Genomic DNA, 23,576 nt, shown 5'->3' with positions numbered 1-23,576 from the left:
GTGGCGGTCCCGCGGGCTCCCGCGGGACCGCCACCGGTGTACGGCCGCGGCGACACCCTCCAGGAAAAGGCAATCATGCATGTCTCCAAGCGGAGCGTCCTGTGGACGTTCCTCTGCTGTGGCCTCGGCGTGGCCATGGTCTCCCTCGACAATCTCGTCGTCATCACCGCCCTGCCCGCGATCCGCGAGAGCCTCGGCGGCGACATCCAGCAACTCGAGTGGACCGTCAACGCCTACACACTCACCTACGCCGTCCTGATGCTCCCCGGCGCGGCGCTGGGCGACCGGTTCGGGCGGCGACGGATGTTCGTGGTGGGCCTGGGCGTCTTCACCGCCGCGTCGGCCGCGGCGGCGCTCGCCCCCGGCATCGGCGCGCTCATCGCTGCCCGAGCGTTGCAGGGCCTCGGCGCCGCCGCTCTGATGCCCCTCAATCTGACCCTGCTCACGGCGGTCGCTCCGCCCGCGCGCCGCGGTGCCGTCCTCGGGGCGCTGAGCGCCGTCGAGGGCCTGGCCATCGCGATGGGGCCGCTCGTCGGCGGGGTGATGGTGGAGCACCTCACCTGGCAGTGGATCTTCTGGATCAACGTGCCCATCGGTCTCGTCCTGCTGCCGCTCGGCCGGTGGAAGCTCGCCGAGAGCCGCGGCCCCAACTCCCGTCTCGACCTGGTCGGGACCGTCCTGGCCGGTACCGGTCTCTTCGGCATCGTGTTCGGCCTCATCCAGGGCCCCACGGACGGCTGGGCGAGCCCTCACGTCCTGACGGCGCTGGCCGGGGGAGCCCTGGTCGTGACCGCGTTCGTCGCCTGGGAACTCCGTACCGACATGCCCATGTTCCCGATGCGGCTGTTCCGCCACCGCACCTTCAGCGGCATGAACGCCGCGGGGCTGCTGATGTTCGCGGGCATGTTCGGCTCGGTCTTCCTCCTCACCCAGTTCTTCCAAGGCCCGCGCGGCTACTCCCCGATGGAGGCCGGCCTGCGCATCCTGCCCTGGACGGCGGTGCCGATCTTCGTCGCGCCGATCGTCGGATTCCTCTCCGACCGGATCGGCAGCCGGTCCATCGTGGCGATCGGCCTGACCTTCCAGGCCTGCGGGCTGGGCTGGATCGCCGCACGCGTCTCACCGGACGTGGACTACGTCTCCCTGGTGCCGGCCCTGGTCCTGTGCGGGCTCGGCATGACCTTCTACTTCTCCCCGACCGCGAACCTGGTGATGAGCTCGGTCGACGCCCAGGACCGGGGGATGGCCTCGGGCGCGGTCAACTCGCTGCGCGAGCTGGGCGGTGTCCTCGGAGTCGCCGTGCTCGCCTCCGTGTTCACCGCGCACGGCGACCTCGCCACGCCGGGCCGGTTCACCGACGGCATGATCCCCGCCCTGTGGACCGGCGCGTGCCTCATCGCCGTCGGCGCTGTCGCGGTCCTCACGACACCGAGGCGCCCGAAAACGGAACGGACCGCCGGGAGGGACACCGGCATGAGGATTTCCGGCGCCGAGAGCGCCCAGGCCTGACGCCCGGCCCCTCGTCGGCCGGCCCGGACCGAAGGTCCGGATCACCGCAGAGTGTTTCCACGCTCCAGAGGAGAGGAGAGACCGATCACCGCATCCGTCCGCGTCCTGCTCGTCGACGACCGAGCCATCACCAGGACCGGCATCCGCGCCATTCTCGACCAGGACGGGGCCATCGAGGTGGTCGGGGAGGCCTCCGACGCCGCGGCCGCCGAGCGCGAGGTGCTCCGCCTCAGCCCCGGAGTGGTGCTCGCCGACGCACAGTCACCCGGCCTCGACGTCGTCGGTATGGTCGCCGCACTGACCGCACGGTGCGGGGACACGATGCCGGCCGTCCTCCTGACCGCCCAGGGCACCGGCTCCACCACGCGGGAGGCGTTACGGGCCGGTGCCAAGGGCGTCGTCCTGAGCAGCGCCACCCCGGAACAGCTGGTCTCCGCCGTCCACATGGTCTCGGCGGGATACGCCGTCTACACCGCGGCCGGACTCCGGGACGGCGCGGGCGCCGGGGAGCCGTGGCCCGCGACCGCCTCCCGGCCGGGGCCGGACGCGGACCGTGCACGCGCCGGGCTGCTGACGCGCCGGGAGCACGAGGTGCTCCAGCTCCTCGCCCGCGGCCTCAGCAACGCCGAGATGTCCGCCGAACTCGTGGTGAGCGAGAGCACGGTGAAGTCACATGTGCAGAACCTGCTCGACAAGCTGCACCTGCGCAACCGGGTGCACGCGGTGATCTACGCACACCGGACGGGACTGGCGCCCGCCCTCTGCGCCTGCTCCGGACCGCAGCGGAACGGAGCGGGCTGAGCGCGGACGGGACCGGATCCGACCGAGCACGGACGCCTCGCACACCCCACGGAGCCCCTGCCGGACCGACGTCCGGCAGGGGCTCCGTGGTCAGCCCAGCGCCTCCAGCAGATAACCGCGCCGGCTGGCGGTGCGGACCCGCAGGCCCAGCGGCAGGACGCGGCGCCGGATCCTCATCACGTGCAGGTCCAGGGCGTTGCGGCTCGCGGTGCTGCCCCCTGTGCTCAGCAGCGTGAGCAGCTCGTCGCGGCCCACCAGGCTTCCGAAGCGCTGCACCAACGGCCGCAGCAGGTACATCTCCGTCGGGGAGACCGGCACGACCCGGCTGCAGTACCTGAGCAGACCGTCGTGGTCCAGCGCCGGCACATCGTGCGACAACGCTCTGGCGCGCAGGGCCGAGACGCGTGCGGCGAAGTCCTCCCGCGTGATCGGCGATCGGACCCAGTCCTCCCGCACGTCCGTCGACACGGGCGGCGTCGCCCCGTTCTCGATCACGAGGAGACGGAGGGCGCCCTTGTGCCGGAAGTGCTCCAGCTTCGACGCTTCGAGGGGCCAGCGGACTACGTGAACCTGTTCCTCGTCCGAGGACGGTTGAGGCCTTTTGGTGTGCGGCACGAATCTCCCTTTCCGGATTTTGCAGGAGAACGGGAAAGTCATCCGTGAGCTGCCCTGGCCCCTACTGTGCATTGATTTATTTTTGAAGTGCACCGGAGTCCGGGGTCGGCGTTGGAGAACTGTTCTCTGCAGCCTCTTTCTTCACTATGCAGCATTCCTGAGTGTTGTGGCAATAAGCAATAATCGAAGGCATTGTACGACAAGTCAGAAAGAATTTGATCATGGTGCTGAGCTCGGCATACTGTACGCGCAGAGGAGGTGGGGCGCCTTCCCGGGCCGTCAGTTGCGCCCCCTGCGCCCCCCTGATGGAGGAGAATCCGCTGAAAGGGGGAGGCGATAATTCGACAGAATAGCCGAGGTGCGCAGGAGGCGGCGGCGCATAGATTGAGTTGCGGTTGCGGGGAGATGAATCCGCAGCCGCTAACTCGGCCGTGTACCTGTGGCATTCCGTGCGCCCGTCCGGCGACTACGGCATTTTCAAGCCACACGCGGTGCAAAGGAATGGGGAGATGGTATGTGTGTGACTGTGGAAACGAATGCATTTCGCGGTGGGGAGGAGCCCGGGCGGCCGGGCTCCCCTGACAACCCGGCCCAGGTGGCCGGAACCCGCGACCTCATGCTCGCCGTGGTGAGGCTCACCGCGGCCGGGCTGAGCGCGTGCGCGTGGTCGGCCGGCGGCTCCGCCGAGGGGGCCGGCCGTGCGGCGTACGGTCGGTGAAACCGCGCGGTCCCGCGACCGGGCGGGGAACGACGTGCTGGTGACCGGTATGGGAGCCACCACCCCGCTCGGCGCGGACGTCCCGGGCACCTGGGACGGGCTGCTGGCGGGCCGGTCCGGGATCTCCCCGATCATCGCTCCCTGGGTCACGCGGCTGCCGGTCCACATCGCCGGCGGCATGCTCCAGGACCCGTACGCCGACGTGGACCGGGTGCAGCGCCGGCGGCTGGACAGGAGTCAGGCGGCGGCGCTGGTCGCGGCCAGGGAGGCGTGGTCCGACGCGGGGCCGCCGGAGGTCGAACCCGAACGGCTGGCCGTCGTGGTGGGCACCGGGATCGGGGGAGCGCTGACCATACTGGACCAGCACGACCGCATGGGGGAGCGCGGACAGCGTGCCGTGTCCCCGTACACCGTCCCGCGACTGATGCCCAACGGCCCTTCGGCCGTGGTCAGCCTGCTGCTCGGAGCACGTGCCGGGACCCATGCCCCGACCAGTGCCTGCGCCTCGGGCGCCGAGGCGATCGCGGTGGGCGCCCTGCTGATCCGTGCCGGCCGCGCCGATGTGGTGGTGGCCGGGGGCACGGACGCCTGTATCCATCCGCTCTCCCTCGGCGCGTTCGCGCAGATGCGCGCGCTGTCGCTGCGCAACGACGCACCCGAGCGGGCGTCCCGGCCGTTCGACCGGCGGCGGGACGGCTTCGTGATGTCCGAGGGCGCGGGAATGGTCGTGCTGGAACGGGGCGACTTCGCACGGGCGCGGGGTGCGCGCGTCCACGCGGCGCTGGCGGGGGCCGGTGTCACGTCCGACGCCCACGACATCACGCTTCCCGACGCGGCGGGCCAGGCGCGAGCGATCGATGAGGCGTTGCGCGACGCGGGACTGACCGGCGGCGACATCGGCCACGTCAACGCACACGCGACAGGCACACCCCAGGGCGATGTCGCAGAGTCCCGCGCCGTGACCGCCGCGGTGGGCGATCACCCGGTGGTCACGGCCCCGAAGTCCGCCACGGGCCACCTGCTGGGCGCCTCCGGTGCGGTGGAGGCGATCCTCACGGTGCTCGCGCTCAAGGAATCGCTGGTGCCGCCGGTGCGCAACCTGGAGGAGATCGGGGACGGCATCGGACTCGACCTGGTGACCGGCGCGCCACGCAAGGCCGACGCCGCAGCGGCCCTGTCGACGTCCTTCGGCTTCGGCGGGCACAACGTGGTGCTGGCCTTCACCCGTGACTGAGCACCGGCCGCTAGCGGGCCGCTGCCCGCTCCCTCACCGGGACGAGGTGACGCGCGACGTCCTCGGGATGAGTGAGTTGGGGGTAGTGGCCGGCCGACGCGATCTCGGTGACCGGGAGGACGCTCGGCTCCTCCAGCGGGTCCTGCGCTCCGACGACGAGTTCCACCGGCACCGTGACGCGGTGCAGGGCGCTCCGGAGCGCACCGCGCTGCCCGTAGGCCGAACGCAGGGCGGCCACCACCCGGACCGCCGCCCCCGCTCGGCGCAGATCCGCCGCCGGCCCCTCGAGGTAACCGTCGTGCGGCAGCCCCAGCGATCCGGCCAGCCGCTCGGCGGACATCCCGCGCAGGACGGGTACGGCGAAAGGTGAGCGCATCAGCCACGAGGAGGCGGGCTGGAGGAAGGCCGGGGAGACCAGGACCAGCGCACCCACGCGCTCGGGGTGCCGCAGCGTGTAACGCAGGGCCGGTCCGCAGGAGTAGGAGTGCGCGACCAGGACCGGCCGGCCCCGGACCGGTGCGAGGAGGGCGCTCAGCCAGTCGTCGTGCGACTGCCGGGCGGGGGCGGACCGCCCGAAGCCCGGCAGGTCGGCCGCGAGCGTGGAGGCGTCCACCCGGTCGGCCACGGGGCGCCAGGAGTCGGCATCGACCGGGAGACCGTGCAGGAAGACGTAGCCCGGCTCCTCCCGGTCACCCGTCACCCACGTCCGGTCCGTGCCGACCTGCTGGAAGCCGTACGGCCCGCGCGGTGCCCGGACCCGGCCGAAGCGTGCCGCGACCAGGTCGTCCGTCCACCCGCGCAGGGCATCACGCACCGGCGGCATCTCGAGACCGCAGGACTCCGCGAACTTCCGTGCGGACGCCGTGTCGTAGCGGTCCGTGGAGAGGAACGACAAGGTCTCGGGGTCCGCCTTGGTGAGTGCGCGCGGCAGTCGCTTCAGGAGACCGACGGGAACGGACCGGCGCGGCGCCCGCACCCCCATGTGCTCGGCGAGCAGCGCGACGAGCTGCGGGAGCGGGGGCGTGGCGTCGTCCAGCAGCCAGTAGGTGTTGTCGGCGCTCTCCTGGCGTTCGGGAAGGGAGGCCAGGAACTGGACGAAGTAGTCGATCGTGACGACCGGGAGGAAGATGTCCGGGCCGCCGGGCAGTGCGGCGAGGCGGCCCCGCCAGAGCTCCCCGACCAGGTCGGCCAGGCCGACGTACTGCCCCTGGCCGATCACCGTGCTGGGATTGGCGACCGTCAGCGGGACGCCCAGCTCGCGAGCCCGTGCCCGCGTCGCGGCGTCACCCTCACGCTTGGACGCCTCGTAGGCACCGTCACGCGCGTAGTCGGGGGAGTCGGCGCCTGCCGCGGCCATGCGGTAGCCGCTGATGTGCACCACCCGGCGCAGGTGCGGGCGGGCCGCGGCCCACTCGGTCACATGGACGGCGCCGTCCACGTTGACCGCCCTGGCTTCGGCCGGGTCCATGCCGAAGGCGAACCGCGCCGCCGTGTTGTACACGTCGCGGACCTCGCCCAAGTCCTGTGCGGGCAGCCCGAGTCCGGGCCGGGTGATGTCGGCGTGGACGACGGTGAGCCGGCCGGTGTCCACCCGCTGGTCCGCGAGCCACCGGGTCAGCCCGTCACCGCCGCTGTGCACGGCCGCGGCGACCTCCTGGCCGCGGCGCAGGAGTTCCGCCACCAGGGAGCGGCCGATGAAGCCACCTGCACCGAAGACAACAGAGTTCGCGGGCATGCCATCTCCTAGCGGCCGGGCACGAGGTGACGTGGCGTCGGGGGGCGGAGCGGGCACACCGGCCCGCCCACGACACCTCCCACCGTACCGGCAATCTCACTCTCCGTGAACAACGCCTGGCGTGGCGTCACCCGAAAGCGCACCGGCCCGGCCGGTGGGCACCCCGTCACCCCACGCCCATGAACAGATCCTGAGAACCCAGCCGGGAGGCACCTCCATGCAGGTCCCGTATCTCCGCACCACCGACCCCGACCTCCCCACCCGCCGAAGGCCCCGGAACGCCCGGGTGTTCCGCCGGCCGGCGGTGCTGGCGGCCCTCGGCCTCCTGTTCGCCCTCGTCGCCGCGGCAGCTCCGGACGGCCGCTCCCCGCTCACCGCCGGCTCCGCGGGCGGGCCGGACACCGGACACCCGCGCTGGAAGCGGGCGTTCCTCGCCTCCGTCGACCACCCCGACGCCCCGCCGCCGCGGGCCAACGACTGGAACTGCGTACCGGCGGCCCGGCACCCCAGGCCGGTCGTCCTCGTCCACGGCACGTACGAGAACGCCTTCAGCAACTGGAGCGCACTCTCGCCCCGGCTCAGGGCGGAGGGCTACTGCGTCTTCGCCGGCAACTTCGGTGCGCCGCGCGGCGACGTCGTCAAGGGCAGAGCAGCCATCCCCGACTCCGCCGTGGAGGTCGCCCGCTTCGTCGACCGGGTCCTCGACCGGACGGGAGCCCGTCAGGTCGACATGGTGGGCCACTCCCAGGGGGGCGGAATCCTGCCGCGCTACTACCTGAAATTCGCCGGCGGCGCCGACCCGGGCCATCCCGCCCGCAACAAGGTGCACCACCTGATCGGCATCTCCCCGGCCAACCACGGCAGCACCGTGTCCGGGCTCGCCACCCTCGCCCAGCGGCTGCGCATCCTCGCCCCGGTCGCCGAATTCGGCGGGCAGGCACTGGCCGACCAGACGATCGGCTCAGCCGTCAACCGCCGGCTCGACGCGGGCGGCGACACCGTGCGCGGCGTGCGGTACACCACGCTCGTCACCCGGTGGGACAGGATCGTCACCCCGTACGAGCGCCAGTACCTCCGCCCCGGTCCCTCCGCCGGCCAGGTCTCCAACATCACCGTCCAGGACGTGTGCCCGCAGGACCGCACGGGCCACATGGGCAGCCCCTACGACCCCGTGGTCCTGCGCCTGGTGAGCAATGCCCTCGACCCCGCGACGGCACGGCGCCCCGACTGCGGCCCGGACCCGGCCGCCTCCCCCTGAGCTGCCGTCGCCGAGGGGCGGCGCAAAGCGGCCCGGCCCCGCTCCTCAGGAGGAGCGGGGCCGGGCCTCGGTACTGCTCGCCTATGCCGACGCGGGCGGATACAGCGCACGCGGCAGCTTCGAGGCCGCCGCGGCGTCCAGCAGCCACAACGTGCGGCTGCGGCCGTAGGCCCCCGCCGCCGGCGCCTGGATCTCCCCGGCCCCGGACAGCGCGATCTCGGCCGCCTCCGCCTTGTCCTCACCCGCGGCCAGGAGCCACACCTCACGCGCCGCCCGGATGGCGGGCAGCGTGAGCGAGACGCGGGTGGGCGGCGGCTTGGGAGCGCCGTGCACACCGACGACGGTGCGCTCGGTCTCCCGCACCGCGGGCAGCTCCGGGAAGAGCGACGCGACATGCGTGTCCGGGCCGACGCCCAGCATCAGCACGTCGAACGTCGGCACGGCTCCGTGGTCCTCCGGGCCCGCCGCGGCGGCGAGTTCCGCCGCGTACCCGGCGGCCGCGGAGTCGGCGTCGCCGCCGTACGGCCCGTCGGACGCGGGCATCGCGTGGACCCGGGAGGGGTCCAGCTCCACCTTGTCCAGCAGGGCCTCACGGGCCTGCGTGACATTGCGCTCCGGATCGCCCTCGGGCAGGAACCGCTCGTCGCCCCACCACAGATCGAGCCGCGACCAGTCGACCGCGTCCCGGGCGGGCGAGCCGGCGAGCGCGGCCAGCAGGCCGTTGCCGTTGCGCCCGCCGGTGAGGACCACCGAGGCGGAACCGCGGGCGGCCTGGGCGTCCACGATCTTCGTGATCAGCCTGGCCGCCGCGGCCTGGGCCATCAGCTCCTTGTCGCGGTGCACGACGAGCTGCGGAGCACTCACTTCGACGCCGCCTTCTTGGCCGCCGCCTTCTTCGCGGCAGGGGCGGCGGAACCCGCGGGCTCCGGCCGGTTCTGCCCCGTACCGACGGACGACGGCTCCGTGGGCCCGCCGAGGCGCTCCACGCCGAACTTCACCGTGGCCTCGTAGATGTTGTCCGGGTCCAGACGGCGCAGCTCCTCGGCGAGGAGCTCGGCGGTCTCCCGCCGCTTCAGCGCGACCGCACGGTCCGGCTGGCCGGCCATGCAGAGCGTCGCCAGCGAACCGTCGGGACGGTCCAGGACGATCACGCCGTTCTTGGTCTCCAGCCGCACGGCCGTCAGACCGGGACCACCGGAGAGAGTGCGCTCCACCGGCACCCCGAGGCGGTCCGCGAGCCACATGGCCAGCAGTTCGCAGCTCGGGTTGTCGGACTCGCCCTCGACCGTCGCCGAGACGACCTTCGCCGGCTGCTGGTCGAGCGCCGCCGCCAGCATCGAGCGCCACGGCGTGATGCGCGTCCAGGCCAGGTCGGTGTCCCCTGGCCGGTACGTCGCCGCGCGCACCGACAGCTCGTCGAGCGGGTGCTCGGCGGAGTACGTGTCGGTGATACGGCGCTGGGCGAGCGCGCCCAGCGGGTCCTTGGCCGGGTCCGCCGGAGCGTCCTCGGGCCACCACACCACGACCGGGGCGTCCGGCAGCAGCAGCGGCAGGACGACCGACTGGGCGTGGTTGGCCAGCTCACCGTGGAGACGCAGCACGACGGTCTCGCCCGAGCCCGCGTCGGAACCGACCCGGATCTCGGCGTCGAGCCGTGCGTCGCGCCGGGCACGGGGCGACTTGCTGACCCGCTTGATCACCGCGATGATCCGCGACGGGTGCTCGCGGGACGAGTCGCTCGCCGCCCGGAGCGCGTCGTAGGCGTTCTCCTCGTCGGTGACGATGACGAGGGTGAGCACCATGCCGATGGCCGGCGTGCCGATGGAGCGGCGCGCCGAGACCAGGGCCTGGTTGATCTTGCTGGACGTGGTTTCCGTGAGATCGATCTTCATGGCCGGCGCCAGCTCCGTCCGTCGCGTGCGAGCATCTCGTCGGCCTCGGCCGGTCCCCACGTGCCGGCCGCGTACTGGGCGGGCTTGCCGTGCTTGTCCCAGTACTCCTCGATCGGGTCGAGGATGTTCCAGGAGAGCTCGACCTCCTGGTGGCGCGGGAAGAGGTTGGCGTCACCGAGCAGGACATCGAGGATGAGCCGCTCGTACGCCTCCGGGCTGGACTCCGTGAAGGACTCGCCGTAGGCGAAGTCCATCGTGACGTCCCGCACCTCCATGGAGGTGCCGGGCACCTTGGAGCCGAACCGGACCGTGACCCCCTCGTCGGGCTGCACCCGGATGACCAGGGCGTTGCCGCCGAGCTCCTCCGTCGCACCGGACTCGAAGGGGAGATACGGGGCGCGCTTGAAGACGACCGCGATCTCGGTGACGCGGCGGCCGAGGCGCTTGCCGGTACGGAGGTAGAACGGCACGCCCGCCCAGCGGCGGTTGTTGATCGTCAGCTTGATCGCGGCGAAGGTGTCGGTCTTCGACTTGGGGTCGATACCGTCCTCCTCCAGATAGCCGAGCGCTTCCTGACCGCCCTGCCAGGCGTGCGCGTACTGCCCGCGCACCGTGTGCTTGCCCAGGTCGTCGGGCAGCTCCACCGCCGTGAGCACCTTCAGCTTCTCGGCGACCAGGGCCTTGGGGTGGAAGGAGCCGGGCTCCTCCATCGCCGTCAGCGCCAGCAGCTGGAGCAGGTGGTTCTGGATGACGTCGCGGGCCGCGCCGATGCCGTCGTAGTAACCGGCCCGGCCGCCGATGCCGATGTCCTCGGCCATCGTGATCTGGACGTGGTCGACGTACGACCTGTTCCAGATCGGCTCCCACATCGTGTTGGCGAAGCGCAGCGCCAGGATGTTCTGGACCGTCTCCTTGCCGAGGTAGTGGTCGATGCGGAAGACCTCGTTCGGCGGGAAGACGTCGTGCACGAGGTGGTTGAGCTCCTGCGCGCTCTCCAGGTCGTGACCGAACGGCTTCTCGATAACGGCCCGCCGCCAGCTGCCTTCCTTCTGGTCGGCCAGCCCGTGCTTCTTGAGCTGCTCGACGACCTTGGGGAAGAACTTCGGAGGCACGGAGAGGTAGAAGGCGAAGTTGCCGCCCGTGCCCTGCGCCTTGTCGAGCTCCTCGATCGTCGCCCTGAGGGTCTCGAAGGCCGCGTCGTCGTCGAAGTTGCCCTGGACGAAGCGCATGCCCTGGCTGAGCTGCTGCCAGACCTCTTCGCGGAACGGGGTGCGGGAATGCTCCTTCACGGCGTCATGGACGACCTGGGCGAAGTCTTCGTCCTCCCAGTCGCGGCGCGCGAAGCCGATGAGCGAGAAGCCCGGTGGCAGCAGGCCGCGATTGGCCAGGTCGTAGACGGCGGGCATCAGCTTTTTACGGGACAAATCGCCCGTGACGCCAAAGATCACCAGGCCCGACGGCCCCGCGATACGCGGGAGCCGTCGGTCCTGTGCGTCACGGAGCGGGTTGGCTCCGGGAACACCAGACAAGGTGGTCAGCCCTCCGAAGGAGCGAGGCGCTTGAGCTCGGCCTCGGTGGAGTTGAGCAGGTCGATCCAGGCGGCTTCGAACTTCTCGACGCCCTCGTCCTCCAGCAGCTGGACGACGTCGTCGTAGCTGACCCCGAGCTTCTTGATCGCGTCGAGGTCGGCACGGGCCTGGTCGTAACGGCCGGCGACGGTGTTGCCGGAGATCTCGCCATGGTCGGCCACGGCGTCGAGCGTCGCCTCCGGCATGGTGTTGACCGTGTTCGGCGCGACGAGGTCGTCGACGTACAGGGTGTCCTTGAGGGACGGGTCCTTGACGCCGGTGGAGGCCCAGAGCGGACGCTGCTTGTTGGCGTGCGCCTTGTCGAGGGCGGCCCAGCGGTCGCCCGCGAAGACCTGCTCGTACGCCTCGTAGGCCAGACGGGCGTTGGCGAGGGCGGACTTGCCCTTCGCGGCCTTCGCCTCGTCGCTGCCCACCGCGTCCAGGCGCTTGTCGATCTCGGTGTCCACGCGGGACACGAAGAAGGAGGCGACCGAGTGGATCTTGGAGAGGTCCAGGCCGGCGGCCTTCGCCTTCTCCAGGCCCGCCAGGTAGGCGTCCATGACCTCGCGGTAGCGCTCCAGCGAGAAGATCAGCGTCACGTTGACACTGATGCCCCGCCCGATGGTCTCCGTGATCGCCGGCAGGCCCGCCTTGGTCGCCGGGATCTTGATGAGCGTGTTCGGCCGGTCCACCAGCCAGGCCAGCTGCTTGGCCTCGGCGACCGTGGCCAGGGTGTTGTGGGCCAGGCGCGGGTCGACCTCGATGGAGACCCGGCCGTCCTGGCCGTCCGTCGCGTCGAAGACCGGACGCAGGATGTCGGCGGCGTCACGGACGTCCGCGGTCGTGATCATGCGGATCGCCTCCTCGACCGTCACCTTGCGGGCGGCGAGGTCGGTGAGCTGCTGGTCGTAACCGTCGCCCTGGGAGATCGCCTTCTGGAAGATCGACGGATTGGTCGTGACACCCACGACGTGGCTCTGGTCGATCAGCTCGGCGAGGTTGCCGGACGTGATCCGCTTGCGCGAGAGGTCGTCCAGCCAGATCGCCACGCCCTCGTCGGAGAGGCGCTTGAGTGCGTCTGTCATGAGAATTGCATCTCCTACTAGTCGTATGTCCGCGTCAGCGCGCGGCGGCGGCGAGAGATTCCCGGGCGGCTTCCGCCACGTGCGCGGCGGTGAAGCCGAACTCGCGGAAGAGGACCTTGGCGTCCGCCGACGCACCGAAGTGCTCCAGCGAGACGATCCGGCCGGCGTCGCCCACGTACCGGTACCAGGTGAGGCCGATGCCCGCCTCGACGGCGACCCTGGCCTTCACGGACGGCGGCAGCACGCTGTCCTTGTACGCCTGGTCCTGCTCCTCGAACCACTCGACACACGGCATCGAGACCACACGGGTCGGCACACCGGCAGCCTGGAGCTCGTCGCGGGCCTCGACGGCCAGCTGGACCTCGGAACCCGTGGCGATCAGAACGGCCTGGGCCTCGCCGCCCTCGGCGTCGAAGAGCACGTAGCCGCCCTTGGCGGCGTTCTCGTTCGCCGCGTAGGTGGGCAGGCCCTGGCGGGACAGCGCCAGACCGTGCGGGGCGCTCTTCCCGAAGTCCTTCTTGCCGCGCTTGAGGATCTCGCGCCAGGCGATGGCCGTCTCGTTGGCGTCGGCCGGGCGGACGACGTTCAGGCCCGGGATCGCGCGCAGCGAGGCGATGTGCTCGACCGGCTGGTGGGTCGGGCCGTCCTCGCCGAGGCCGATCGAGTCGTGCGTCCACACGTACGTCACCGGCAGGTGCATCAGCGCGGAGAGGCGTACGGCGTTGCGCATGTAGTCGGAGAACACCAGGAAGGTGCCGCCGTAGATGCGGGTGTTGCCGTGCAGCGCGATGCCGTTCATGGCCGCGGCCATGGAGTGCTCGCGGATGCCGAAGTGGATCGTCCGGCCGTACGGGTCCGCCTCGGGCAGCGGGTTGCCGGCCGGGAGGAACGACGACGTCTTGTCGATCGTGGTGTTGTTCGAGCCGGCGAGGTCGGCGGAACCGCCCCACAGCTCGGGGATGACACCGCCGAGCGCCTGGAGGACCTTGCCGGAGGCGGCACGCGTGGCGACCCCGTGGCCGGCCTCGAAGACCGGGAGGTGCTCCTCCCAGCCCGCGGGCAGCTCGCCGGCGTCGATGCGGTCGAAGTCGGCGGCGCGCTCCGGGTTGGCGGTGCGCCAGGCGGCGAAGGACTTCTCCCACTCGGCCTTGGCCTCGCGGCCGCGGTCCAGCGCCTCACGGGTGTGCGCGATGACCTCGTCGGAGACCTCGAAGGTCTTCTCCGGGTCGAAGCCGAGCACCCGCTTCGTGGCCGCGATCTCGTCGTCGCCGAGCGCCGAGCCGTGCGCGGCCTCGGTGTTCTGGGCGTTCGGGGCGGGCCAGGCGATGATCGAGCGGGCCGCGATGAACGACGGGCGCTCCGTCTCGGCCTTGGCGGCCTGCAGCGCGCGGTACAGACCCTCGGGGTCCAGGTCGCCGCTGGGCGACTGGTCCACGCGCTGGACGTGCCAGCCGTAGGACTCGTAGCGCTTCAGGGTGTCCTCGGAGACCGCGGTCTCCGTGTCGCCCTCGATCGAGATGTGGTTGTCGTCCCACAGCAGCACGAGGTTGCCGAGCTTCTGGTGGCCGGCCAGCGAGGACGCCTCGGCCGAGATGCCCTCCTGGAGGCAGCCGTCACCGGCGATCACCCAGATGGTGTGGTCGAACGGGGAGGTGCCGGGGGCCGCCTGCGGGTCGAAGAGACCGCGCTCGTAGCGGGAGGCCATCGCCATGCCCACGGCGTTGGCGACACCCTGGCCGAGCGGGCCGGTCGTCGTCTCGACACCGGTGGTGTGCCCGTACTCCGGGTGGCCCGGCGTCTTGGAGCCCCAGGTGCGGAAAGCCTTGAGGTCGTCCAGCTCCAGGCCGTACCCGGCGAGGTAGAGCTGGATGTACAGCGTCAGGCTGGAGTGGCCCGCGGACAGCACGAACCGGTCGCGTCCGGTCCAGTCCGCGTCCGCCGGGTCGTGGCGCATCACCTTCTGGAAGAGGGTGTACGCGGCAGGAGCGAGGCTCATCGCCGTACCCGGGTGGCCGTTTCCGACCTTCTGTACGGCGTCCGCGGCGAGGACGCGGACGGTGTCCACGGCCCGCTGGTCCAATTCGGTCCACTGGAGGTCTGTGGTGGTCGGCTTGGTGCTCACCCTGAGTCAGGGCTCCTCTCCACTGTTTGTAAACCGGTGACTGGTTACCGCACCGGGCATTGTCGAGCCTACCCCCGTCGGAAGGCCGTACTTCTGCCCTTTCCACAGTGCGGGCGACCTGCGGAGTTCGCCTCCCGTATGAGCGCCTCCGTTCACTTCTGCGCCACCCCAACACGACCCCACCCCCGCGAAGAGCGGCGTATGCCCAACGTCTACAGTGGTGTGGTTCGCGCAAGTCTTTACCGGGCCTTCACGCCCGGAGCTTGCTGGGATTTCTCTGTCAGGGGTGTGCGTGACGGCCGTCGAGTCCCGACCCGCAGGGGTCGCCTTGACTCCGAGCCCAGGGGGCCATCGCCCGTTCGGGGCCCGCATCAAGGCATTCGTGGCTCTTACCAAGCCGCGCATCATCGAGCTGCTGCTGATCACCACCGTTCCGGTGATGTTCCTCGCCGCTCAGGGCGTGCCCGATCTTTGGCTCGTAGTGACCACCACCATCGGCGGATATCTCTCCGCGGGCGGTGCCAATGCGCTCAACATGTATATCGACCGTGACATCGACGCGCTGATGGACCGTACGTCCCAGCGCCCGCTGGTCACCGGCATGGTGAGCCCCCGGGAGTGCCTCGCCTTCGGAATCGCGCTCGCGGTGATTTCCACGGTCTGGTTCGGACTGCTCGTCAACTGGCTGTCCGCGGCTCTCTCACTCGGCGCACTTCTGTTCTACGTCGTCGTCTACACGATGCTGCTGAAGCGCCGTACCTCGCAGAACATCGTGTGGGGCGGAATCGCCGGCTGCATGCCCGTGCTCATCGGCTGGTCCGCCGTGACCGATTCGATGTCCTGGGCCGCGGTGATCCTTTTCGCCGTCATCTTCTTCTGGACGCCGCCGCACTACTGGCCGTTGTCGATGAAGGTGAAGGAGGACTACGCCCGGGTCGGCGTCCCGATGCTCCCGGTCGTCGCCTCCAACCGGGTGGTGGCCCGCCAGATCGTCGTCTACAGCTGGGTCATGGTCGCGGTCTCGCTGCTGCTCACCCCGCTGGGCTACACCGGCTGGTTCTACACCGCGGTGGCCCTGCTGACCGGCGGCTTCTGGCTCTGGGAGGCGCACGGTCTGCAGAACCGCGCGAAGTCCGGTGTGACGGGCGCCAAGCTCAAGGAGATGCGGCTGTTCCACTGGTCCATCACCTATGTCTCGCTCCTCTTCGTCGCCGTCGCGGTGGACCCCTTCCTGAGGTAGCCCGCACCGAAGACCCGCCGACGGGCGGGGGACGTGGCCGATGCCACGTCCCCCGCCCGTCGCCAGTTGATCTACCCGTCGGTAGCATCCTGTCCATGGCAGAGACGGCAGAGCCTCAGACGCAGCAGACGGACGACAGCAAGCACGCGGCCCGCGCGGAGCGCAGGGCTGCGAAGCTCGCCAAGCAGATCGGCGCCTTCGCCAAGGCGCACGGCGGCGCCGAGGGGCAGCTGGCCTACCTCGGCCAGATGGGCACCCGCATCGTGCTCGTCGGCGAGGACGGCGGCTGGGGCGACCTGGTCGCGCCCTCCTACGCCGTCGCCGAGAGCGCCACGCTGAAGGCGGGCATCACGGTCCACGAGGACTTCGACGGCGAGTTCGCGGCGAAGGTCCGCACGGGCCCGTACGAGTGGTCCCGTATGGCGGGCATCCAGGTCGGCGGCCCGTCCAACGACAAGGCCTAGGACTTCTCGGGTTCGGCCGGCCGCGAGGCCGGTCCGAACTCCGCGCCCTGGCCGCGGGCCCAGGCCTCCCAGCCGTCCGCGTCGGTGGGGGTGGAGTAGTCGTCCGGGGAGTCGGTGTCCTTCGCGCGTACGAGGACGCCCGTGCACCCGGAACAGTGCCGGATCGCCGAGCCCGACCGGCCGCTGCCCGCAGGCGCGTACGCGCGCTCCGAGAACGCCGCGGCCTTCTCACGGGCCCTGAGGCGTGCCCGCACCCGTCGGCGTGCCAGGAGCACCAGGACGGGGACGAGCAGGAGTTCGAGCAGGACCAGCTTCCAGGAGAAGTCGGCCACCAGCAGCAGCACCCCGGCCACAGGTATCAGCAGGGGCGCGCGGGTGGGTACCGCGGGGAGCTCGGAGCGGCGCAGCGGCTGGGCGCGGTCCTTGAAGGCCCCTACGTCGTAGCTCTTCTCGTAGAAACAGGCCATGCGGTGTTCCCCGGAGCACGAGCCCATCGCCCCACCTTCCCCCGGACGGACGCGCGGTCGTCGACCGGGACCATGGTGGAGGGCGGGGCGGCCCGCGTCCAGAGGACGGACGCACTGTGTCCGAAACGCCGGGCGGAACGTGCCGGGGAGGCGTTCTTGCTCAGCGCGCGGCGGCGTGCTCCGGCAGCTCTCCGGCAGCCGCGGGCGCGGGAACGCCGGCGTCGGACACCGGGCGCTCGCGCAGCGACAGCAGCAGGCGCAGCACCGCGATCCACAGCAGCGCCGAGCCGAACATGTGGAGGCCGACCAGGAGCTCGGGCACGTCGTTGAAGTACTGGACGTATCCGATGCCGCCCTGCGCCACCAGCACGATCAGCAGGTCCCGGGCGCGTGCCCGGGTGTCCGCGGGGGCGTCGACGACGCGCAGGGCGAACCACATCGCGAGGGCCAGCGCGCAGACGACCCAGGCGGCGATGGCGTGGATGTGCGCGGCCGCGCTCCAGTCCCACGGCATGCGCGGTACGTCGCTGCTGTCACCGGCGTGCTTGCCGGAGCCGGTCACGGTGGTGCCGAGCACGATCAGGACGACCGTGGTGGCGACGATGGCCCAGGACAGCTGCCGCACCGGGCGCGGGGCGCGCGGACGCGGGGCTCCGTCGCCCTCGCCGATCCTCACCCAGGTGATCACGGCCACCGTGAGCAGGCAGTTGGCGAGCAGGAAGTGCCCGGCCACCGACCACGGGTTGAGACCCGCCCAGACGGTGATCCCGCCGATCACGGCGTTCCCCATCACCAGCCAGAACTGCGACCACGCCAGGCGGGTGAGACCGCGCCGGCGCGGCTTCAGCGAGCGCGCCGCGATGATCGCCCAGCCGACCGCGGCCGACAGGACGTAGGTGAGCATCCGGTTGCCGAACTCGATGGCGCCGTGCAGGCCCTGCTCGGGCGTCGCGAAGAGGCTGTCGTCGGTGCACTTGGGCCAGGTGTCGCAGCCCAGGCCGGAACCGGTCAGCCGGACCGCGCCGCCGGTGATGATGATGAAGACGCTCATCACCACCGCGGAGAGTGCGGCGCGCTTGGCCGTCCTCACCGACGGTGTCCAGCGCTTGGCGATGTAGGAGATGGGGGTTTCCACGCGCCCTATCGTAGGGAACGGCTTGTGCATGTTTTCACGAGGGGTGGGCATCACCGGATGGGCCCGGACATTCCGGCGGGCATGGGCCGCTCACTCCCAGCGGAAGAACCTGGCCGCCGCGCCCAGACCCAGGACCGCCCAGACGGCCAGGACCGCGGCGTCGCCCCAGGGCATCGCCGCGCCGTGCTGGAGGACCTCCCTCAGCCCGTCGGAGAGCGCCGAGATCGGCAGCAGGCCCAGCACCGACTGCGCTGCGTCCGGGAACTTGTCCAGCGGCACGATGACCCCGCCGCCGACCAGCAGCAGCAGGAAGACGAGGTTGGCGGCCGCCAGCGTCGCCTCGGCCTTCAGCGTCCCCGCCATCAGCAGCCCGAGCCCGGAGAAGGCCACGGTGCCCAGTACGAGGAGCAGCAGCACGGCGAACGGACCGCCCTCGGGCGACCAGCCCAGGGCGAAGGCGATCACGGTCAGGAGGGCGATCTGCAGCACCTCCGTGACCAGCACCGAGAGGGTCTTCGCCGCCATCAGCCCCCAGCGGGGCAGGGGCGAGGCACCCAGCCGCTTGAGCACCCCGTAGCGGCGTTCGAATCCGGTCGCGATGGCCTGGCCCGTGAAGGCCGTGGACATCACCGCGAGCGCCAGGACGCCGGGAGCCAGGAAGTCGACCGGCTCACCCGTGCCCGTGTCCACGATGTCGACCGCGCTGAACAGCACCAGCAGCAGCGTCGGGATGACCACCGTGAGCAGCAGCTGTTCGCCGTTGCGCAGGAGCATCCGCGTCTCCAGCGCGGCCTGCGCGGCGATCATGCGCGGCAGCGGGGCGGCGCCGGGGCGCGGGGTGTACGTACCGGCGCTCATGCGCGCAGCTCCTTGCCGGTCAGTTCCAGGAAGACGTCCTCGAGGGTGTGCCGCTCCACCGCGATGCCGTCCGGCATCACACCGTGCTGGGCGCACCAGGAGGTGACGGTCGCCAGCAGCTCCGGGTCGATCCGGCCGGTGATGCGGTAGGCGCCGGTGGTGAGCTCGGCCGCCTCGCTGCCGTCGGGCAGCGCCTTCAGCAGCGAGCCGAGGTCCAGGCCGGGGCGGCCGGTGAAGCGCAGGGTGTTCTCGGCGCCGCCGCGGCACAGCTGCTCCGGGCTGCCCTGGGCGATGACCCGGCCCGCGTCGATGACGGCGACGTCGTCGGCGAGCTGCTCGGCCTCGTCCATGAAGTGGGTGGTGAGGACGACCGACACCCCGTCGGTGCGCAGCTCCCGGACCAGGTCCCAGGTCGAGCGGCGGGCCTGCGGGTCGAGACCCGCCGTCGGCTCGTCCAGGAAGACCAGCTCGGGGCGGCCGACGACGGCCATGGCCAGCGCGAGGCGCTGCTGCTGGCCGCCGGAGAGCCTGCGGTAGGTGGTCCTACCGCAGCTGCCGAGCCCGAGGCGTTCGACGAGGGCGTCGACGTCCAGCGGATGGGCGTGCAGCTTCGCCATGTGGCGCAGCATCTCGTCGGCGCGGGCGCCCGGGTAGACGCCGCCGGACTGGAGCATCACGCCGATTCGGGGGCGGAGCGCCGCGGCGTCCGCGACCGGGTCGAGGCCGAGGACCCGTACGGTCCCCTCATCCGGACGGCGGTAGCCCTCGCAGGTCTCGATCGTGGTGGTCTTGCCGGCGCCGTTGGGGCCGAGGACGGCGGTCACGGCGCCCGCCGCGACCTTCAGATCGAGGCCGTCGACCGCTGCTCTGGTGCCGTACCGCTTGACGAGGCCCCTGGCCTGTACGACGGGCTCACTGCTCATGGCGGGCAAGTCTAGGCTGGCAGGTGAGGGGTCCGGCGCGCCGGGTTCCCCCAGGCCCCGGAGCCTTTCCGGCGGTCCCGCCGCCGGTCGGCCCGCCGGGCGCCCACCTGCTGTGATCGTCTGTTTCCGCAGGTCAACTTAGGTTTGCCTAAGTGATGAAGGGCACCGCGCCCGGCCGGGGGGTGGGTTGTCAGGCCCGGAGGAATTACGCAACAATGGCGTTGTGAAATACGTTGGCGAGGCTCCTCAGGAGGAACTCGCGACCGGTGAGCGCTCGACGCGCAACCGGGTCGCGCGCTCCATCCTGGACCACGGCCCGTCCACCGTCGCCGATCTGGCGAAGCGCGTCGGTCTGACCCAGGCCGCCGTCCGTCGCCACCTGGACGCACTCGTCTCCGACGATGTGGTCGAGGCCCGTGAACAGCGGGTCTACGGAGCGCGGACCCGCGGCCGTCCGGCCAAGGTCTTCGCCCTCACCGACTGTGGCCGGGACGCGTTCGACCAGTCCTACGACAAGCTCGCCGCCGACGCTCTGCGCTGGATCGCCGAGACGGCGGGGGACGAGGCGCTCGTCGCCTTCGCCCGCGCCAGGATGGCCTCCCAGTCGGAGAAGTACCGGGCCGTGATCGATGCCGCGGGCCCCGAGGCCCGCACCGAGGCCTTGGCCAAGGCCTTGTCGGCCGACGGGTACGCTGCTACGGCGCGCAGCGCGCCGGGCCGTCAGCAGGGCGAGCAACTGTGCCAGCACCACTGCCCGGTCGCGCACGTAGCCGAGCAGTTCCCGCAGCTGTGCGAGGCGGAGACGGAATTCTTCTCCAGCCTGCTCGGGACCCATGTGCAGCGTCTCGCCACCCTCGCCCATGGCGACGGTGTGTGCACGACGTTCGTTCCGCGCAGCAGCCCCACGGCACCACAGACTTCACAGACCACCCATTCAGCATCTGCAAGTACGGCCGGGAGGAACCCCGCATGACGCTCCCTACGGAGACTGCCCACCCTGAGCTCGAGGGCCTGGGTACGTACGAATTCGGCTGGGCCGACTCCGACGCGGCAGGCGCGGCGGCGAAGCGCGGCCTGTCCGAAGCTGTCGTCCGCGACATCTCGGAGAAGAAGAACGAACCGGAGTGGATGCTGAAGCTCCGGCTCAAGGGCCTGAAGCTGTTCGGCAAGAAGCCCATGCCGAACTGGGGCTCGGACCTGTCGGGCATCGACTTCGACAACATCAAGTACTTCGTGCGGTCCACGGAGAAGCAGGCGGAGTCCTGGGAGGACCTGCCCGAGGACATCAAGAACACGTACGACAAGCTCGGCATCCCGGAGGCGGAGAAGCAGCGCCTGGTCGCCGGTGTCGCCGCGCAGTACGAGTCCGAGGTGGTCTACCACCAGATCAACGAGGAGCTCGAGGCGCAGGGTGTCATCTTCATGGACACCGACACCGCGCTCAAGGAGCACCCGGAGCTCTTCAAGGAGTACTTCGGCACCGTCATCCCCGTCGGTGACAACAAGTTCGCCTCGCTGAACTCCGCCGTGTGGTCCGGTGGCTCCTTCATCTACGTGCCGAAGGGCGTGCACGTCGAGATCCCGCTCCAGGCCTACTTCCGTATCAACACGGAGAACATGGGCCAGTTCGAGCGGACGCTGATCATCGTCGACGAGGACGCCTACGTCCACTACGTCGAGGGCTGCACCGCGCCGATCTACTCCTCGGACTCGCTGCACTCCGCGGTCGTCGAGATCATCGTGAAGAAGGGCGGCCGCTGCCGCTACACGACGATCCAGAACTGGTCGAACAACGTCTACAACCTGGTCACCAAGCGTGCCGTGGCGTACGAGGGCGCGACCATGGAGTGGGTCGACGGCAACATCGGCTCCAAGGTCACCATGAAGTACCCGGCCGTCTACCTGATGGGCGAGCACGCCAAGGGCGAGACCCTGTCCATCGCCTTCGCGGGCGAGGGCCAGCACCAGGACGCCGGCGCCAAGATGGTCCACATGGCTCCGAACACCTCCTCCAACATCGTCTCCAAGTCGGTGGCGCGAGGCGGTGGCCGTACCTCCTACCGCGGTCTCATCGAGATCGGCGAGGGTGCGCCGGGCGCCAAGTCCAACGTGCTGTGCGACGCGCTGCTCGTGGACACCATCTCCCGCTCCGACACCTACCCGTACGTCGACGTCCGTGAGGACGACGTGTCGATGGGTCACGAGGCGACCGTCTCCAAGGTCTCCGAGGACCAGCTCTTCTACCTGATGAGCCGCGGCATGACCGAGTTCGAGGCGATGGCGATGATCGTGCGCGGCTTCGTCGAGCCGATCGCCAAGGAGCTGCCCATGGAGTACGCCCTGGAGCTCAACCGGCTGATCGAGCTGCAGATGGAGGGTTCGGTCGGCTAGTACGCCCGCCGACCGCGTCCCGAAGAGTTCTTGACTGAGAAAGCGAGCACTACGACAGCCATGGCTGAGGCTCAGAACATCCCGGCCGGTTCGACGACCGCCGGTTCCATCGCGGTGGCGGCCGAGTCCACCGTCGCCACGCGCATGAGCGCGCCCCCGTCCTTCGACGTCGCGGACTTCCCGGTCCCGCACGGCCGCGAGGAGGAGTGGCGGTTCACGCCGCTGGAGCGTCTGCGCGGCCTGCACGACGGCACCGCCGTCGCCACCGGTGACGGTGTCAAGGTCGTCGTCGAGGCGCCCTCGGGCGTCACGGTCGAGACCGTCGGCCGCGACGACGCGCGGCTCGGCAGGGCCGGGACGCCGGTGGACCGGGTCGCCGCCCAGGCGTACTCGTCCTTCCAGCAGGCCTCGGTCGTCACGGTCGCCAAGGAGGCCGTGCTCAGCGAGCCGGTCCGGATCACCGTGCACGGCGAGGGCGGCGTGGCCTACGGCCACCAGGTCATCGAGCTGGGCGCCTTCGCCGAGGCCGTCGTCGTCATCGACCACACCGGCGACGCCGTGCTCGCGGCCAACGTCGAATACGTCCTGGGCGACGGCGCCAAGCTGACCGTCGTGTCCGTCCAGGACTGGGACGACACGGCCGTGCACGTCGGCCAGCACAACGCGCTGGTCGGCCGCGACGCCTCCTTCAAGTCGATCGTCGTGACGTTCGGCGGGGACCTCGTCCGTCTCCACCCGCGCGTCGCGTACGCGGCCCCGGGCGGCGAGGCCGAGCTCTTCGGCCTGTACTTCACCGACAAGGGCCAGCACCAGGAGCACCGACTCCTGGTCGACCACAACACGCCGCACTGCAAGTCCAACGCGGTGTACAAGGGCGCGCTCCAGGGCGACGGCGCCCACGCCGTCTGGATCGGTGACGTGCTCATCCAGGCCGCGGCCGAGGGCACCGACACCTACGAGATGAACCGCAACCTGGTTCTGACCGACGGCGCCCGTGTCGACTCCGTACCGAACCTGGAGATCGAGACCGGCGAGATCGTCGGCGCCGGCCACGCCTCGGCGACCGGCCGCTTCGACGACGAGCAGCTGTTCTACCTGCAGTCCCGTGGTATCCCGGCCGAGGAGGCCCGCCGACTCGTCGTGCGCGGCTTCTTCGCCGAGCTGGTCCAGCAGATCGGTCTGCCCGACGTCGAAGCCCGTCTCCTCGACAAGATCGAGACCGAGCTGAAGGCGTCGGTCTGATGGCCTTCGTCAAAGCCTGTGCGCTGAGCGAGCTGGAGGACGACACCCCGAAGAGGGTGGAGCTCGACGGCACGCCGGTCTCCGTCGTCCGCACCGAGGGCGAGGTGTTCGCGATCAACGACATCTGCTCGCACGCGAACGTCTCGCTCTCGGAGGGCGAGGTGGAGGACTGCTCGATCGAGTGCTGGCTGCACGGATCGAGCTTCGACCTCCGCACCGGCAAGCCGTCCGGTCTTCCCGCGACGCGCCCCGTCCCCGTATACCCCGTAAAGATCGAAGGGGACGATGTGCTCGTCTCCGTCACCCAGGAGTCCTGAGT

At 70.7% G+C, this 23,576-nt stretch carries 21 protein-coding genes; 10 read left to right on the top strand and 11 right to left on the bottom strand.

Going from position 1 to position 23,576, the window contains the following annotated elements:
• The first annotated feature begins 75 nt into the window (after nt 1-75).
• Both ACIP63_RS00880 and ACIP63_RS00875 read left to right on the top strand, forming a co-directional pair.
• A complete protein-coding gene (locus tag ACIP63_RS00880; protein WP_401510179.1) occupies nt 76-1,509 on the top strand; it encodes an MFS transporter in 1,434 nt (477 codons plus the stop codon).
• A gap of 51 nt (nt 1,510-1,560) precedes the next feature.
• The gene (locus ACIP63_RS00875; RefSeq protein WP_401510177.1) at nt 1,561-2,310 is read left to right on the top strand and encodes a LuxR C-terminal-related transcriptional regulator; all 750 of its coding nucleotides are present in this window, start codon (nt 1,561-1,563) and stop codon (nt 2,308-2,310) included.
• 90 nt (nt 2,311-2,400) lie between these two features.
• On the opposite strand, the gene ACIP63_RS00870 is transcribed toward ACIP63_RS00875, so the two are convergent.
• Nucleotides 2,401-2,925: a winged helix-turn-helix domain-containing protein gene (locus ACIP63_RS00870; protein ID WP_401510176.1), complete on the bottom strand. Its 525-nt coding sequence runs from the start codon at nt 2,923-2,925 to the stop codon at nt 2,401-2,403.
• Between the two features lie 698 nt (nt 2,926-3,623).
• Here ACIP63_RS00870 and ACIP63_RS00865 point away from each other — a divergent pair.
• Nucleotides 3,624-4,877 (top strand): beta-ketoacyl-[acyl-carrier-protein] synthase family protein, encoded by a 1,254-nt coding sequence (locus tag ACIP63_RS00865; protein WP_401510174.1) that lies wholly within the window; start codon nt 3,624-3,626, stop codon nt 4,875-4,877.
• A gap of 10 nt (nt 4,878-4,887) precedes the next feature.
• Here the strand turns inward: ACIP63_RS00865 and ACIP63_RS00860 are convergent, their stop codons facing one another.
• Nucleotides 4,888-6,612 carry an alpha/beta fold hydrolase gene (locus tag ACIP63_RS00860; RefSeq protein ID WP_401510172.1) on the bottom strand — a complete coding sequence of 575 codons (1,725 nt, stop codon included), beginning with the start codon at nt 6,610-6,612 and terminating at the stop codon, nt 4,888-4,890.
• A 217-nt stretch (nt 6,613-6,829) separates the two neighbouring features.
• Here ACIP63_RS00860 and ACIP63_RS00855 point away from each other — a divergent pair, with 217 nt between their 5' ends.
• Nucleotides 6,830-7,870, top strand: coding sequence for an esterase/lipase family protein (locus ACIP63_RS00855; RefSeq protein ID WP_401510171.1), 1,041 nt, complete (start codon nt 6,830-6,832; stop codon nt 7,868-7,870).
• 81 nt (nt 7,871-7,951) lie between these two features.
• Here the strand turns inward: ACIP63_RS00855 and pgl are convergent, their stop codons facing one another.
• The 5 genes from pgl to tkt are packed head-to-tail and all read right to left on the bottom strand — an operon-like array spanning nt 7,952 to nt 14,537.
• Nucleotides 7,952-8,734 carry a 6-phosphogluconolactonase gene (gene pgl, locus ACIP63_RS00850; protein WP_401510169.1) on the bottom strand — a complete coding sequence of 261 codons (783 nt, stop codon included), beginning with the start codon at nt 8,732-8,734 and terminating at the stop codon, nt 7,952-7,954.
• On the bottom strand, nt 8,731-9,762 hold the full coding sequence (opcA, locus tag ACIP63_RS00845; RefSeq protein WP_401510167.1) for a glucose-6-phosphate dehydrogenase assembly protein OpcA: 1,032 nt from the start codon (nt 9,760-9,762) through the stop codon (nt 8,731-8,733). Before opcA ends, pgl begins: the two co-directional genes overlap by 4 nt.
• A complete protein-coding gene (gene zwf / locus ACIP63_RS00840) occupies nt 9,759-11,291 on the bottom strand; it encodes a glucose-6-phosphate dehydrogenase (RefSeq protein WP_401510165.1) in 1,533 nt (510 codons plus the stop codon). The genes opcA and zwf overlap by 4 nt, the downstream gene beginning before the upstream one ends.
• A gap of 5 nt (nt 11,292-11,296) precedes the next feature.
• Nucleotides 11,297-12,415, bottom strand: coding sequence for a transaldolase (gene tal / locus ACIP63_RS00835; protein WP_401510163.1), 1,119 nt, complete (start codon nt 12,413-12,415; stop codon nt 11,297-11,299).
• A gap of 34 nt (nt 12,416-12,449) precedes the next feature.
• On the bottom strand, nt 12,450-14,537 hold the full coding sequence (gene tkt, locus ACIP63_RS00830) for a transketolase (RefSeq protein ID WP_401510161.1): 2,088 nt from the start codon (nt 14,535-14,537) through the stop codon (nt 12,450-12,452).
• Between the two features lie 286 nt (nt 14,538-14,823).
• Here tkt and ACIP63_RS00825 point away from each other — a divergent pair, with 286 nt between their 5' ends.
• Both ACIP63_RS00825 and ACIP63_RS00820 read left to right on the top strand, forming a co-directional pair.
• Nucleotides 14,824-15,777, top strand: a complete 954-nt coding sequence (locus ACIP63_RS00825; protein WP_401510160.1) for a heme o synthase — start codon at nt 14,824-14,826, stop codon at nt 15,775-15,777.
• A gap of 95 nt (nt 15,778-15,872) precedes the next feature.
• The gene (locus tag ACIP63_RS00820) at nt 15,873-16,241 is read left to right on the top strand and encodes a hypothetical protein (protein ID WP_393755338.1); all 369 of its coding nucleotides are present in this window, start codon (nt 15,873-15,875) and stop codon (nt 16,239-16,241) included.
• Here ACIP63_RS00820 and ACIP63_RS00815 read toward each other — a convergent pair.
• The 4 genes from ACIP63_RS00815 to ACIP63_RS00800 all read right to left on the bottom strand — a co-directional run bounded on the left by ACIP63_RS00815 (nt 16,238) and on the right by ACIP63_RS00800 (nt 19,624).
• Nucleotides 16,238-16,708 (bottom strand): hypothetical protein, encoded by a 471-nt coding sequence (locus tag ACIP63_RS00815; RefSeq protein ID WP_401510158.1) that lies wholly within the window; start codon nt 16,706-16,708, stop codon nt 16,238-16,240. The two genes, ACIP63_RS00820 and ACIP63_RS00815, sit on opposite strands and share 4 nt — an antisense overlap.
• Before the next feature lie 160 nt (nt 16,709-16,868).
• Nucleotides 16,869-17,852, bottom strand: coding sequence for a heme A synthase (locus tag ACIP63_RS00810; RefSeq protein WP_401512218.1), 984 nt, complete (start codon nt 17,850-17,852; stop codon nt 16,869-16,871).
• A gap of 81 nt (nt 17,853-17,933) precedes the next feature.
• Nucleotides 17,934-18,701: an ABC transporter permease gene (locus ACIP63_RS00805; protein ID WP_401510156.1), complete on the bottom strand. Its 768-nt coding sequence runs from the start codon at nt 18,699-18,701 to the stop codon at nt 17,934-17,936.
• Nucleotides 18,698-19,624 (bottom strand): ABC transporter ATP-binding protein, encoded by a 927-nt coding sequence (locus ACIP63_RS00800; RefSeq protein WP_401510155.1) that lies wholly within the window; start codon nt 19,622-19,624, stop codon nt 18,698-18,700. Before ACIP63_RS00800 ends, ACIP63_RS00805 begins: the two co-directional genes overlap by 4 nt.
• A 223-nt stretch (nt 19,625-19,847) precedes the next feature.
• Here ACIP63_RS00800 and ACIP63_RS00795 point away from each other — a divergent pair, with 223 nt between their 5' ends.
• Genes ACIP63_RS00795 through ACIP63_RS00780 form a run of 4 tightly spaced genes read left to right on the top strand, consistent with a single transcriptional unit; the run spans nt 19,848 to nt 23,574 of the window.
• Nucleotides 19,848-20,597, top strand: coding sequence for a helix-turn-helix transcriptional regulator (locus tag ACIP63_RS00795; RefSeq protein ID WP_401510153.1), 750 nt, complete (start codon nt 19,848-19,850; stop codon nt 20,595-20,597).
• Nucleotides 20,594-22,015 (top strand): Fe-S cluster assembly protein SufB, encoded by a 1,422-nt coding sequence (gene sufB / locus ACIP63_RS00790; RefSeq protein ID WP_033303094.1) that lies wholly within the window; start codon nt 20,594-20,596, stop codon nt 22,013-22,015. The genes ACIP63_RS00795 and sufB overlap by 4 nt, the downstream gene beginning before the upstream one ends.
• A 60-nt stretch (nt 22,016-22,075) precedes the next feature.
• Nucleotides 22,076-23,257 carry a Fe-S cluster assembly protein SufD gene (gene sufD / locus ACIP63_RS00785; RefSeq protein WP_401510151.1) on the top strand — a complete coding sequence of 394 codons (1,182 nt, stop codon included), beginning with the start codon at nt 22,076-22,078 and terminating at the stop codon, nt 23,255-23,257.
• On the top strand, nt 23,257-23,574 hold the full coding sequence (locus ACIP63_RS00780) for a bifunctional 3-phenylpropionate/cinnamic acid dioxygenase ferredoxin subunit (RefSeq protein WP_018555702.1): 318 nt from the start codon (nt 23,257-23,259) through the stop codon (nt 23,572-23,574). The genes sufD and ACIP63_RS00780 overlap by 1 nt, the downstream gene beginning before the upstream one ends.
• Nucleotides 23,575-23,576: the final 2 nt, after the last annotated feature.

Origin of the sequence: Streptomyces sp. NPDC088746, assembly GCF_044751065.1 — a bacterium.
Classification (GTDB): Bacteria; Actinomycetota; Actinomycetes; order Streptomycetales; family Streptomycetaceae; genus Streptomyces.
Note: the sequence above shows the minus strand (reverse complement) of the source record. Positions and strands in the feature narration are given on the sequence as shown.